This window comes from Veillonella parvula (genome assembly GCF_018366295.1).
Lineage (GTDB): Bacteria > Bacillota > Negativicutes > Veillonellales > Veillonellaceae > Veillonella > Veillonella parvula_P.
Map to the genome: position 1 here is coordinate 1 of NZ_JAGZIJ010000009.1, position 13129 is coordinate 13129.

The 13129-nt window shown below is 38.0% G+C and carries 19 protein-coding genes; 15 read left to right on the forward strand and 4 right to left on the reverse strand.

Annotated elements, in window-relative coordinates; all coding sequences use genetic code 11:
- Positions 1–127: 127 nt before the first annotated feature.
- Entirely contained in the window at positions 128–295 is a 168-nt protein-coding gene (locus tag KHY58_RS08060; protein ID WP_000336323.1) for a cysteine-rich KTR domain-containing protein, read from the forward strand.
- Positions 296–354: 59 nt separating this feature from the next.
- Here KHY58_RS08060 and KHY58_RS08065 read toward each other — a convergent pair whose 3' ends face one another.
- On the reverse strand, positions 355–708 hold the full coding sequence (locus tag KHY58_RS08065) for a helix-turn-helix transcriptional regulator (protein WP_001227347.1): 354 nt from the start codon (positions 706–708) through the stop codon (positions 355–357).
- A 504-nt stretch (positions 709–1212) separates the two neighbouring features.
- Here KHY58_RS08065 and KHY58_RS08070 point away from each other — a divergent pair.
- Both KHY58_RS08070 and KHY58_RS08075 read left to right on the forward strand, forming a co-directional pair.
- Positions 1213–1635, forward strand: coding sequence for a sigma-70 family RNA polymerase sigma factor (locus tag KHY58_RS08070; RefSeq protein ID WP_000804885.1), 423 nt, complete (start codon positions 1213–1215; stop codon positions 1633–1635).
- Complete coding sequence (locus KHY58_RS08075) at positions 1632–1862, forward strand: helix-turn-helix domain-containing protein (protein WP_000857133.1); 231 nt, start codon at positions 1632–1634, stop codon at positions 1860–1862. The genes KHY58_RS08070 and KHY58_RS08075 overlap by 4 nt, the downstream gene beginning before the upstream one ends.
- Positions 1863–2087: 225 nt before the next feature.
- Here KHY58_RS08075 and KHY58_RS08080 read toward each other — a convergent pair whose 3' ends face one another.
- Complete coding sequence (locus KHY58_RS08080; protein ID WP_001845478.1) at positions 2088–2339, reverse strand: hypothetical protein; 252 nt, start codon at positions 2337–2339, stop codon at positions 2088–2090.
- Here KHY58_RS08080 and KHY58_RS08085 point away from each other — a divergent pair.
- Both KHY58_RS08085 and KHY58_RS08090 read left to right on the forward strand, forming a co-directional pair.
- On the forward strand, positions 2323–2526 hold the full coding sequence (locus KHY58_RS08085) for an excisionase (protein ID WP_000814511.1): 204 nt from the start codon (positions 2323–2325) through the stop codon (positions 2524–2526). The genes KHY58_RS08080 and KHY58_RS08085 overlap by 17 nt on opposite strands.
- An 81-nt stretch (positions 2527–2607) precedes the next feature.
- A complete protein-coding gene (locus KHY58_RS08090; protein ID WP_001291561.1) occupies positions 2608–3825 on the forward strand; it encodes a tyrosine-type recombinase/integrase in 1218 nt (405 codons plus the stop codon).
- A gap of 224 nt (positions 3826–4049) precedes the next feature.
- On the opposite strand, the gene KHY58_RS08095 is transcribed toward KHY58_RS08090, so the two are convergent.
- The gene (locus KHY58_RS08095) at positions 4050–4373 is read right to left on the reverse strand and encodes a YnfA family protein (RefSeq protein ID WP_008714961.1); all 324 of its coding nucleotides are present in this window, start codon (positions 4371–4373) and stop codon (positions 4050–4052) included.
- 153 nt (positions 4374–4526) lie between these two features.
- Positions 4527–5426 carry a LysR family transcriptional regulator gene (locus KHY58_RS08100; protein WP_004696868.1) on the reverse strand — a complete coding sequence of 300 codons (900 nt, stop codon included), beginning with the start codon at positions 5424–5426 and terminating at the stop codon, positions 4527–4529.
- 297 nt (positions 5427–5723) lie between these two features.
- On the opposite strand from KHY58_RS08100, the gene rpsD reads away from it, so the two are divergent.
- The 10 genes from rpsD to KHY58_RS08150 all read left to right on the forward strand — a co-directional run bounded on the left by rpsD (position 5724) and on the right by KHY58_RS08150 (position 12804).
- Positions 5724–6311, forward strand: a complete 588-nt coding sequence (gene rpsD, locus KHY58_RS08105; RefSeq protein ID WP_004695181.1) for a 30S ribosomal protein S4 — start codon at positions 5724–5726, stop codon at positions 6309–6311.
- Positions 6312–6535: 224 nt separating this feature from the next.
- Positions 6536–6976 (forward strand): 50S ribosomal protein L13, encoded by a 441-nt coding sequence (gene rplM, locus KHY58_RS08110; RefSeq protein ID WP_004695186.1) that lies wholly within the window; start codon positions 6536–6538, stop codon positions 6974–6976.
- A gap of 20 nt (positions 6977–6996) precedes the next feature.
- Complete coding sequence (rpsI, locus tag KHY58_RS08115) at positions 6997–7389, forward strand: 30S ribosomal protein S9 (protein ID WP_004695188.1); 393 nt, start codon at positions 6997–6999, stop codon at positions 7387–7389.
- A 104-nt stretch (positions 7390–7493) separates the two neighbouring features.
- On the forward strand, positions 7494–8462 hold the full coding sequence (locus KHY58_RS08120) for a ribonuclease D (RefSeq protein WP_278472952.1): 969 nt from the start codon (positions 7494–7496) through the stop codon (positions 8460–8462).
- A gap of 90 nt (positions 8463–8552) precedes the next feature.
- Positions 8553–9344 carry an enoyl-CoA hydratase gene (locus KHY58_RS08125; RefSeq protein WP_058948075.1) on the forward strand — a complete coding sequence of 264 codons (792 nt, stop codon included), beginning with the start codon at positions 8553–8555 and terminating at the stop codon, positions 9342–9344.
- Positions 9345–9514: 170 nt separating this feature from the next.
- Positions 9515–10270, forward strand: coding sequence for a 6-phosphogluconolactonase (gene pgl, locus KHY58_RS08130; protein WP_205113011.1), 756 nt, complete (start codon positions 9515–9517; stop codon positions 10268–10270).
- Between the two features lie 36 nt (positions 10271–10306).
- Positions 10307–10549 carry a Sec-independent protein translocase subunit TatA/TatB gene (locus KHY58_RS08135; protein WP_008602548.1) on the forward strand — a complete coding sequence of 81 codons (243 nt, stop codon included), beginning with the start codon at positions 10307–10309 and terminating at the stop codon, positions 10547–10549.
- A gap of 14 nt (positions 10550–10563) precedes the next feature.
- Entirely contained in the window at positions 10564–10872 is a 309-nt protein-coding gene (locus KHY58_RS08140) for a heavy-metal-associated domain-containing protein (RefSeq protein ID WP_008602550.1), read from the forward strand.
- 68 nt (positions 10873–10940) lie between these two features.
- Positions 10941–11384, forward strand: a complete 444-nt coding sequence (locus KHY58_RS08145) for a cupin domain-containing protein (RefSeq protein WP_008602552.1) — start codon at positions 10941–10943, stop codon at positions 11382–11384.
- Positions 11385–11400: 16 nt separating this feature from the next.
- Complete coding sequence (locus KHY58_RS08150) at positions 11401–12804, forward strand: DASS family sodium-coupled anion symporter (protein WP_278472957.1); 1404 nt, start codon at positions 11401–11403, stop codon at positions 12802–12804.
- Positions 12805–13129: the final 325 nt, after the last annotated feature.

Consider the following 13129-nt stretch of genomic DNA (forward strand, 5'->3'; position numbering starts at 1 on the left):
ATAACTTAGTGTATTTTATGTTGTTATATAAATATGGTTTCTTGTTAAATAAGATGAAATATTTTTTAATAAAGATTTGAATTAAAGTGTAAAGGAGGAGATAGTTATTATAAACTACAAGTGGATATTGTGTCCTGTATGTGGAAATAAAACACGATTAAAGATAAGGGAAGATACTGAATTAAAAAAATTCCCCCTCTATTGTCCGAAATGCAGACAAGAAAATTTAATTGAAATAAAGCAGTTCAAAGTAACTGTGATTACAGAGCCAGACGCAAAGACGCAGAGCCGATAAAATGAGATTAATACAATCTCATTTTATCGGCTCTTTCCGTTATGTATGGATTCTTTTAATTAGTCTTCGATGTTTCTTGCTTCGTTGATACCGCTGGCTAAAGATTCCATTAAGGATAGTTCTTTGTCTGTAAAGCTATCCATGTATTTCTCTATCTGTAATCGTCGGGTGCTTTTTACCAAGTTATTAGCAGGTAAGAAAAATTCATCAACGGAAACATGAAGTAACGATACAAGGTCATAAAGAACTTGTATGCTGGGGTGTTGCCCTTTATTTTCAATATTAGTTAAGTACCGTGGGTCAATTTCAATCAATGCTCCCACTTGTTCACGAGTTAAACCTCGTTTCAATCGAGCTTCTTTAATGGCTAAACCAAAGGCTCTAAAATCATATTTATCTTCTTTTTTACGCATAGTAGACCACCTCTATACATTTTATTGTCCCTACTGAATTAAAAACAGGTATAGAAAAACGTGTTATATGGTTTATAGGTTTATATTTAATAAAAAGCACTACTAAACGCCAATAAAAAAAACCGTTATATGGTAGTGCTATTTACGCTGTTAAAATATTGTATATTACTTCCAAATGGCGGTTTGTTGGAGGTCAACGTCGCCATGAAGTACATCATATACAATAAATTTCCTTACATTGGGTTCTTGTCAAAAAAAGTCGTCTATCTGCAATAGATAAGTACGTCCACCAATGTGGTTTTATAAATCATATAGATAGAATAACAGAAGCATGTAAACAGAGAAATAAATCTGTTTATATGCTTTTTTGGCTATTCAGAACTTTTTTACAAAGTTTATTTATCAGTAATGCAACAAATCCCCCTTTCACATTGGGACTAAGAGTGAAAGGAGATAAACGAGCAAGGCTCACTTCCTTTCCTAGACAGAAAGGGGGTGAGAAACATGAAACCATCTTCTTTTCAGACCACAATAGAAAATCAGTTTGACTATATCTGTAAACGTGCTATGGAAGACGAGCGAAAGAATTATATGCTTTATCTTTCAAGGATTGCAAAGCGTGAGGTGTCCTTTTCGGATGTTGGCGATTATCTTGTTAGCCAGTTTGCGACAACAGATAACTATTCAACTGACTTTCAGATTTTTACACTCAATGGGTTATCAGTAGGCGTTGAAAATGATTTGTTGAGTGAAGCATTACGTGAGTTGCCAGACAAGAAACGTGAAATTCTACTGCTGTTTTACTTTATGGACATGAGCGATTCAGAAATTGCAGACCTGTTGAAATTGAACCGTTCTACTGTCTATCGGCATAGAACCAGTGGACTAGCCTTAATTAAAAAGTTTATGGAGGAATTTGAAGAATGAAAACACAATATCCTATGATTCCCTTTCCTCTCATTGTAAAGGCAACAGATGGCGATACCGAAGCGATTAACCAGATTCTACATCATTACAGAGGGTACATAACGAAGCGTTCCCTACGACTTATGAAAGATGAATATGGCAATCAAAGTATGGTCGTTGATGAAGTCTTACGTGGAAGAATGGAAACCAGACTGATTACAAAGATTTTGTCATTTGAAATTAAGTAATATCCTCTCTCCTTTCGTGGAAGCGTGCTAAACCATTCCACGCTTCCCGAACAGGGAGGTTTGTTATTCCACCAAAGCATATTGAGCTTTCAATGTGTTTTGATAGGCTAACGAGCCATTGTTCTTTGAAAACTGAATAAAAGTAATCGAATACGTTTCGATAAGAAAAGAGCCAACGGAACTAACCGCCATGACCTATCTTATAAAGATAGCGAGCGATTCATGTTAGTGATCCGAGAAGCAATCTTTAGCAGGATTGCCTGCAACGACATTCTTATCGTGATAATGATACTCCCATACAGTCAATAGTCCGAGCGTGATAAAACCGTCGCAGGCAATGAGTATGGCTACATGAGAACCATGCAGGGGTGGAACTCCCGTGAGCTTTGCTAAAGCTGTTCGATTGCTGGTAAAACAACTTTTATGAAATCCAAATAAGTGATTTGGAAAGGAGGATTTTATGAAGCAGACTGACATTCCTATTTGGGAACGTTATACCCTAACCATTGAAGAAGCGTCAAAATATTTTCGTATTGGCGAAAACAAGCTACGACGCTTGGCAGAGGAAAATAAAAATGCAAATTGGCTGATTATGAATGGCAATCGTATTCAGATTAAACGAAAACAATTTGAAAAAATTATAGATACATTGGACGCAATCTAGCGTCGCCAAAGGGTCTTGTATATGATAAAATAGTATTAAGTCGTATCAAGGCTCTTTCCATAAAGGAAAGGAGCAAATGCCATGTCAGAAAAAAGACGTGACAATAAAGGTCGAATCTTAAAGACTGGAGAGAGCCAACGAAAAGACGGAAGATACTTATACAAATATATAGATTCATTTGGAGAACCGCAATTTGTTTACTCGTGGAAACTTGTGGCTACAGACCGAGTACCAGCAGGAAAGCGTGATTGTATCTCACTTAGAGAGAAAATCGCAGAGTTACAGAAAGACATTCATGATGGTATTGATGTTGTAGGAAAGAAAATGACACTCTGCCAGCTTTACGCAAAACAGAACGCTCAAAGACCAAAGGTTAGAAAAAACACTGAAACTGGACGCAAATATCTTATGGATATTTTGAAGAAAGACAAGTTAGGTGTAAGAAGTATTGACAGTATTAAGCCATCAGACGCTAAAGAATGGGCTATTAGAATGAGTGAAAATGGTTATGCTTATCAAACCATCAATAACTACAAACGTTCTTTAAAGGCTTCATTCTATATTGCTATACAAGATGATTGTGTTCGGAAGAATCCATTTGACTTTCAACTGAAAGCAGTTCTTGATGATGATACTGTCCCTAAGACCGTACTAACAGAAGAACAGGAAGAAAAACTGTTAGCCTTTGCAAAAGCTGATAAAACCTACAGCAAAAATTATGATGAAATTCTGATACTCTTAAAAACAGGTCTTCGTATTTCAGAGTTTGGTGGTTTGACACTTCCAGATTTAGATTTTGAGAATCGTCTTGTCAATATAGACCATCAGCTATTGAGAGATACTGAAATTGGGTACTACATTGAAACACCAAAGACCAAAAGTGGCGAACGTCAAGTTCCTATGGTTGAAGAAGCCTATCAAGCATTTAAGCGAGTGTTAGCGAATCGAAAGAATGATAAGCGTGTTGAGATTGATGGATATAGTGATTTCCTCTTTCTTAATAGAAAGAACTATCCAAAAGTGGCAAGTGATTACAACGGCATGATGAAAGGTCTTGTTAAGAAATACAATAAGTATAACGAGGATAAATTGCCACACATCACTCCACATAGTTTGCGACATACATTCTGTACCAACTATGCAAATGCAGGAATGAATCCAAAGGCATTACAGTACATTATGGGACATGCTAATATAGCCATGACGCTGAACTATTACGCACATGCAACATTCGATTCTGCAATGGCAGAAATGAAACGCTTGAATAAAGAGAAGCAACAGGAGCGTCTTGTTGCTTAGTAGTACAAATGAATTTACTACTTATTTACCACTTCTGACAGCTAAGACATGAGGAAATATGCAAAGAAACGTGAAGTATCTTCCTACAGTAAAAATACTCGAAAGCACATAGAATAAGGCTTTACGAGCATTTAAGAAAATATAAAAAGATAATTAGAAATTTATACTTTGTTTATATCTAAAAAATATAAATTATATTATAGTCACATCTGGAAACTACATATTTAACGTGGTGCATACATGATGATATAAACGCCTACAAGACAGACAAGACCACCGATGATATCGTATGTATCTGGCCGTAATCCGTCTACAAGCCAACCCCAGAGGATGGATAGGGCGATAAATACGCCGCCGTAGGCCGCGTACACCTTACCAAAGCTGGCTTCTGGTTGGAAGGTGGGGATGATGCCGTATAAAAATAAAATAAAAGCACCTGCGATTAGGTAAATAGGTCCTTTGTCGTCACGCATATAGAGCCATACGAGATAACCGCCACCGATTTCCGCAAGTCCTGCTAGTATAAAGAATAGAATAGATAAGAGCATTGTAACCTCACTGTATTCTTACTGTATTAATTGAAATCTATTCTCTATTGTACAACTTAGGACAATAGAGGGCAATTGTTTTGTATAGATAGGTCATTTGTTGTTTATAGTAAAACCCCGTACACCAAAAGGTATACGGGGTTCTATTAGTTATTATAAACGTGGTGGTGATTCGCTGTGCACATAATCCATGAAGGTATGCATGGTTTCTGTTTTAGAATTATTCTTTTTAAATGCGAAGCACACTTGCAGTTTGAATGGTTTTTCTAAAGGTACAAAGCCATCATTGATGTTTAAAGACGTTAAAATTTGGCGTGCTACGATGCAACCAGATTTATTCTTTTGACAGTAGTCAATCATTGTATATGGATTGGATAGACGGCTACCGCGGATGTGTAGGTTTTGTTGACCGTTCCCAACATAGTTTTTTAATGTGCGATACATAAAGTATTTAGGTGGATACATGAGCAGTGGTTGTTGCTGGATAGCTTTTAAACTGGCTGTTTCCATACCGTTCACTAAGTTTGGTGCATAGTATACAAATTCGTCTTCTCTAAGCGCGGTGGATTCGTATGCGGACATATCCTTATTATTAGGTAAATAGAGTAATGCAATATCGATGCGGTTTTCTCGTAAGTCGAGCATCAATTCTTCTTCTTCCATATCGTAAATACTAACAGAGAATTCAGGATGGTTTTGGAAGAAGTGGGAAACGTAACCGTTTAGACGGATATCCCCAAGACTACGTAATACGCCAATATTTAGAATTGGGCGTTCAACCTTGCTAGCCAAACGAATGGATTGGATAGCTCGTTCCAATGTGTCGAGAACTTGTTCTGCTTCTGGTAGGAATAACTCACCTTCTGGTGTTAAACGGCTACCTCTTGTAGAACGGGAGATTAATTTCACACCAACTAAACGCTCTAATTTTTTCATTTGAGCGCTGAAAGCTGATTGTGTAATATTCATAGATTGTGCAGCTAATGTAAAGCTTCCTGTTTTATTATAGGTAATAAAACTTTGTAGCTCTTGCATTGTAGGTAACTCTTTCATGTTATTCCCCCAACTTAGACATAAGACTCCAATGATACCTATTACCTTACTTATTCATATTGTAGCATACTATAATTGATTTTTCATCTAAATCTATAAAATATGATGAAACATGCACAACCGATATAGTACGTTGTATTATCGTAAAAAAGTGTAATTAAAAATTGTGATTATGCACTTATTTCAATGACTTTCACAAGTATCGATAATTGACATAACTAGATGAAAATGATATTATACTTGGGTACCATTATGTATAGGTACAGGTTTATTTTAATCTTATGAGGTGATAATCACATGGCAACGAGAAGAGAGGCTCGATTCAAACTTTGTCGTCGCTTTGGTGTGAACGTATTCGGTCACGCAAAAGCCTTGAATCGCGTCAAAAAAGACCAACGTCAGAAAAAAATGTCTGAGTATGGCACACAATTATTAGAAAAACAAAAAGTTAAAGCTTACTACAACTTGCTAGAACGCCAGTTCGTACGCTATTATGATAAAGCGAAAAAAATGCAAGGTGTTACAGGTCAAAACATGTTGATCCTTTTGGAACAACGCCTTGATAACCTTGTATATCGCATCGGCTTTGGTAACTCCATTCGTCAAGCTCGTCAAATGGTAAACCATGGCCACATCTTGGTAAACGGTCGTCGCGTAGACATTCCTTCCTTCTCCTGCAAACCAGGCGATGTAATCGAATTGCGCGAAGCATCTCGTGATAACGAAATGTTCAAAACTAACTTCCAAGAACTTCGTTCTTTCGAACTTCCTTACATTGAAAAAGACTTGGAAGGCTTCAAAGCTACTTTCACTCGTCTTCCTCAACGTGAAGAACTTCCTATCGAAGTTAACGAAACACTTATCGTCGAATTGTACTCCAAATAATTTGGCGTCATTACCCGCAGTGCTATGCACTGCGGGTTTTTGTATGTTGTGGGTATTAAAAAATTAATTTGATGACAGCATATAACTGCTAAATTTTAATTGACACAAACCTATAAAATCTGTATACTATTTTGAGTAAGCTTTAGTCGTGTTTCCATTAGCCCCGGAAGCAAAGGACAAGCTGATTTTGGTAGAATTATGACGTTATTAGGAGGATATGCAGCATGAAAACTACATATATGGCCAATCCGAACACAATTGAACGGAAATGGTATGTTGTTGACGCTGAAGGTAAAACTTTAGGACGCCTTGCTGCCGAAGTTGCAAAAGTTCTTCGGGGCAAAAATAAACCAACTTTCACACCACACGTAGATACTGGTGACCATGTGATCGTTGTAAACGCAGAAAAAATTCGCGTAACTGGTAAAAAATTGGAACAAAAGGAATACTTCCGTCACTCTGGTTACCCAGGTGGTTCCCGTTTCACTAAATTGTCCATGATGCTTGAAAAACAACCTGAACGTGTTGTTGAAATGGCAGTTCGTGGCATGCTTCCAAAAAACAAATTGGGTGCACAACAATACCGTAAATTAAACGTATACGCTGGTCCTGAGCATCCACATGCAGCTCAAAAACCAGAAGTGTTAGAAATTTCCGTACGATAATCTAGAGGGAGGAATATATAATGGCAGTAGCACAATATTACGGCACTGGTCGTAGAAAATCTTCCGTTGCTAGAGTTCGTCTGGTACCGGGAACAGGTAAAATCACTGTTAACAAACGTGAACTTAATGATTATTTCGGTCGCCAAACTTTGGAATTGATCGTAAAACAACCTTTGAACTTGACTAACACAGTTGAACAATACGATGTTATCGCAACTGTAGCTGGTGGTGGTCCTTCCGGTCAAGCTGGTGCAATTCGTCACGGTATTTCCCGTGCGTTATTGGACGTAGATGGCGAACTTCGTCAATCTTTGAAAAAAGCTGGCTTCTTGACTCGTGACCCACGTATGAAAGAACGTAAAAAATACGGTCTTAAAAAAGCCCGCAAAGCAAGCCAATTCTCCAAACGTTAATATTTGGAATACAGGATATTACACCTGCAGACAATGTCTGCAGGTGTTTTTGTGTTTTATTTATGGTATAGTTAAAATATATTTTGTTTGTTAAGGGGGATATTATGGGAAACAATATCATATATAAAAAGGATTATGTTACGAGATTTAATTTAAAAACAGATACAAAGTTCCGATCTGAGTTAGTAGATTTATGTTTAAATGGTGAAATGAAAATTTCTAATATAAAGCAATGTTTAGCTATAGGTTGGAGTTGTGTTGATTTTGAATCTGATGACTACTCTGCGTTTTATGATACCGTAGTAGAGTATGTACATGGACAAAAGCGACGATTAAATCCTGCTTTAAATATTTTTAAGTCGGCCCGTGAAAATGATCTGTTTTGGACGAGAGATCTAAATGGTGTGTATTGGATTTGTCGAGTCAAAAATCCTGCTATGGCCTATTTAAATAAAGAGTTAGATATAGGTGCGATTTTGCCTGTTGAAGCTTATAAATTCGGACTTGAAGTACCTGGTCAGATAAAAGCGTCTTTTAATAGACCTCATGGTGGTATTACTGAAAAGATAAAAAGCATCAATATTATTGAATATTCTAAGTTTGTGTTTAATAAATTATCTGGTGAAGATTACTATGACGTTAATTTAAATATAACTGATAACGTAATAGCAAACTTACCAGATTTTGAATTGGAAGAGTTAGTAATTTCTTATCTTCAAATTGTTAAAGGGTATTATCTTCTTTCGAACTCTATTGCTAATAAATCAACGACTGTAAAAATTGAATGTCAATTGATCTCCCGTGATGTAAATAATGTTAAAAAGGCTGTAGTACAAGTTAAAGGTCCGAAAGCGCAAGTTTTAGATGCTCTTGATTTTAAAGATTATGAAGACAAAGGCTATTATATCTACTTATATGCACCTTATATTGATAATTTAGAAAAAATGAAGAATGTAATTCGTATTTCGGATGAAGAGCTATATACATTCTATACGGAATATAAAACTATTTTGCCAGAATCTATTACTCTATTTGAAAATCTATTTAATATTGTGTTTAGTGAAAAGAAGTAATTTCACATTTACATCCCCATCTAATTTTCCTATAATAAAGATATATAATCGAATTTTTTCGAAAATGGATTTTCATATAGGAGAACTCATATGATTTATAATACAATTCAGTACGTAGTGGACAACGGCATTGGTACGTTGACGTTTAATCGTCCAACTGTGGCGAATGGTTTTAATATCGAGATGTGCAAGGAGATCCTTGAGGTCTTAGATAAAGCTCATAATGATGAAAGTGTTCGTGCATTGCTTATCAATGCAGAGGGAAAGGTGTTCTCTGCGGGTGGCGATTTAACAGAGATGGAGCGCGCTGTAAACGAAGGGGATACTGAGTCTTTATTTGAAATCGTTGAGCTAGTAGCTGAGATTTCTATGGCCATGAAGAAGTTACCAAAACCTGTTATCATGAGCCTTCAAGGGGCTGCGGCAGGTGCTGCCTTCAATATGGCTTTGGCGGCGGACTTTGTTGTAGCTGCTAATAACGTACGCTTTATTCAAGCCTTCGTAAATGTAGGTCTTGCTCCTGATGCAGGCGGTTTATTCTTATTAACTCGCTCCATTGGCATGAACCGTGCTATGCATATTGTTATGACCGGTGAAGCCGTATCTGCTGAAAAGGGTAAGGAACTTGGCTTTGTGTATAAGGTTTGTGAATTAGAAGATTTAGAGACTGCTACAAGACGCCTTGTTGAGAAGTTGGCAAAAGGGCCTGCACAATCTTACCGCGTTATGAAGGAAATGATGTGGAATAGCTTCTTAGCGGGTTGGGAAGAGTACAAGAAGTTTGAGGTAGAAAACCAATGTAAATTAGGCCTTTCAGAGGACTTCAAAGAAGGCGTACGTGCTTTCACAGAGCGTCGCCGTCCTAAATTTGGTCAACAATAATATTGATTTATGAATATACGGAATGGAATTTCCTGTAATTCATAAGAAAATACAAATATAATTAGAACCGATGTGGCTCCAACTATTGAGTTACATCGGTTTTGCTTTCATTACACAGAAAAAGTGTATATAATAGAACTATTGAAATAGTTTTAGGAGGTCATTATTACATGGCTCAAGATACAATTAAATGTTATGACAGCCCTAGCGATGTAGTTCAAGCATTGGCAGAGGATTTTATTGTTTTCACCAACGAGGAAATCAATCGCACTGAAACGTGTGTTGTTGGTATTACGGGCGGGACTGTTATTAATGGTTTATTAGAATTGCTTAATTCCCCAGAATATATTGAACGCCTCAATTGGGAACGCATATTCTTTGTGTGGACTGATGAGCGATTCTTGCCGCAATCTCATGAGGATAATTACTTCAATCGCGTGAAACCTTACTTGTTGTGTAAGGCGAAAGGGGCGGCTCATTTTTTGCCAATCAATACAGATTCTAAAACTGTAATAGAAGCGGCAGCGGAATACGAGAAAGAGGTTAAGAATGTTCTCAAGGCTTGTAAAAAAAGTGGACTAGATTTGGCATTGCTCGATCTTGGTGAAGATGGTCATACAGCCGGCCTATTTGCAGGTTCTCATGCATTGCGTGTCACAGATCAAGACGTGGTAGCCGTTGAGGATGGAAAGGTATGGGAACGTATTTCTATGACCTTTTCGTTCTTAGCAAAATCTGATGCGGTTTGGTTTACCGTAACTGGTGAAAGTAAGCGAACTGCTTTGACAAAGGTATTGTATCAACGCGAAGATTACGAGGATTTACCTTGGGAAAAACGCATTGGTCGTGTATTGCCTGGAGCGGTGCTTTCACAAGAAGCTATGACCTGGTATGTGGACAAGGCAGCCTATGATGATGTACACTAAAGAGTATAAGTAGTAGTAAAAATAAAGGAGATACATATGGGGTCTATAGGAACACCTGAATTAATAGTTATATTAGTGATTGCTCTAGTTATCTTCGGACCTGGTAAATTACCTGAAGTCGGTAAAGCTATTGGTAAAGGCATCAATGAGTTTAAAGATGCTATTTCGGGGCCTAAAAAGGCTGTTGATGAAACGAAAGAAGCCGTTAAGAAAGCGACTACTATCGATGTGACAGCAGGGGCTAAGAACGACGATAAACATAAAGAAGCTAAGGATTAATAGGAGGTAACACTATGTGCAAAGATTGTGGTTGTGGCGAAGATAATGGCGTTGTAACAAAGGTATTTACTGTACCGGGGATGATGTGCAACAACTGTAAAGAAACAGTTGAAGGTGCATCTCTAGGTTTGCCTGGCGTATTAAGTGCAGAAGTAGATTTGCCAGAAAAGACAGCTACCGTTTCTTTTGATCCAACAAAAGTATCTGTAGAAGTTATTACAAAAGCCATTGAACGAACTGGCTTTGAAGTGACAGGCGTTGCAGACGGTGTACAAAAACATAGTCATGGATTACTAGGCACTTTGAAACGTCTCTTCAAATAATCGAACCGATGGAGCTGTATTGAAACCTTGTTTCGATGCAGCCCTTTTTTGTTTAAAGAGGTAATACGATGATACGTAAGTTTGATGCTAAAAATTTTAAGTGGGATGGTATTGAAACCTTGGTATATAAACAAGATGGTAGTCCTTTTAAAGATGTAACACGTCAAGTATTATACGATGGTGCTTATGATATTCCGTGTCAATTCCGCTATTTTGAATGTTTGCCAGGGGGATATTCTACCTTGGAGTATCACGATCATACGCATATGGTTATGATATTTCGCGGCAAGGGGCAAGTCTTATTGGGCGATGAAATCCACGATGTAGAAACTGGTGATTTTATCGAAATTCCAGGCAAAACAATTCATCAGTTCCGTGCTAATAAGGGCGATTATATTGGTTTTCTTTGCTTGGTAAATCAAGATCGAGATAAGGTAAAATTATTATCCCCTGAAGAGATGGAAATGTTACGAGCAAATCCTAAAATCAAAGAATTCTTGGAAAGTTGTTAAGCCTGATGGAGGTTCTATGAATACTTTTACACGAGCGGCCCTTACCGTTTTAGTGGGCCTCGTTATTTGGTTTTTACCTCATACAGAGGCAATCAAGCCTGAAGGGTGGCATTTATTAGCTATTTTCACGGCTACTATTGTAGGCTTTATCTTGCGCCCTTGGCCAACGGGCATTATGGCGCTCTTTGGCATTGTCGCGGCAGTAGTAACAAAGTCCATTACGATGGTACAAGCACTAGGTGGTTATGCAGAGGCTAATGTATGGCTTATCGTAGCAGCCGTATTCTTTTCACGAGGTATTATTAATTCTGGTCTTGGTAAGCGTATTGCGTACACCTTGATTCGCTCCTTTGGGACTAGCTCATTAAAGCTTGCCTATGCTTTGGCTTGTACGGACTTGATTATTTCTCCAGCTACACCATCTAATACGGCGCGTGGTGGTGGTATAGTATTCCCCATCGTACAAAATATTTCCTTAGCTTTTGGTTCTGAACCATATGGTAATACGGCTCGCCGCATTGGGGCGTACTTGATGACGACGGCACATACTATTAACACCATTACAGTAACGATCTTCTTGACTGCATGTAGTGGTAACTTGCTTATTACGTCCTTAGGTGCTAAACTGTTTGGCTATGATATATCTTGGTGGGAATGGTTCCAAGCCGGTGTGATTCCTGGTGTGATTTGTATGATTTTGATGCCTTGGTTTATCTATAAAATCTATCCACCAGAAATCAAGGAAACACCAGAGGCTGCAGCAATGGCTCAAAAAGAACTAGATGCTCTTGGACCTATTACGAAGGCCGAAATTTCTGTTGCCATTATTTTTGTTCTTTGCATCTTGCTTTGGGCTACAGCGATTTGGACTAAGCTTCATCCTACAGTTGTTGCGATGATGGGCGTTCTTGCTTGTGTAGTAACTGGCTCTCTTACTTGGGAGGATATTTTGGGTGAACGCACCGGTTGGGATATCCTCATCTGGATGGGTACGCTCGTGGGCATGGCTGGGCTGCTTGGTAAACTCGGTGTAGTAGCTGTCTTTGCAGATTTTGTAAGTCAACATTTAGCTGGCTTTGACTGGTTCTGGGCGTCTTTTATCATTTCCGCTACCTTTGTGTACTCTCAGTATTTCTTTGCCAGTGGTACGGCGCGTATTACGGCTTTATTCTCCGCCTTTGCGGCCATTTTAGTGGCGATGGGGGCTCCTATTCCGTTTACGATATTGCTCTTTGGTTTGATGAACAGTCCTGGCTGTACATTGACTCACTATAGTTCAGGTGTAACACCGATCTTCTTCGGTGCTGGCTATGTGCCACAAGGTACATGGTGGCGCGTAGGTCTTGCCATTTCCGTGGTGAGCTTCCTCATTCATTTCTGGGGTGGCACCTTTGGCATGTGGCTCTTTGGTATTTTATAATATATTCAATCCCTCACTACGGTGAGGGATTTTTCTTGTTATATCTATATTTTTTATACCTTACTAGGTTTGCTATAGTTTTTGGGTATGGTGAACTTCATAAAAAAACTATGATGAATCTATAGAATTTATTGTGAATTATCTTGCGCGGGATAATATAACGTGTTATTATTATTCCGTGATTAATATTACAGAATATTTTAGGAGGAAACATGTTAGGTTTAGTCATTAGCTTATTGATTATTGCGCTAGTCGTGATTATTAATGACATTCGAATTATGAACAACAACTTAACACGTTTTTGTCTTAGAAGTTCCGCGAATGG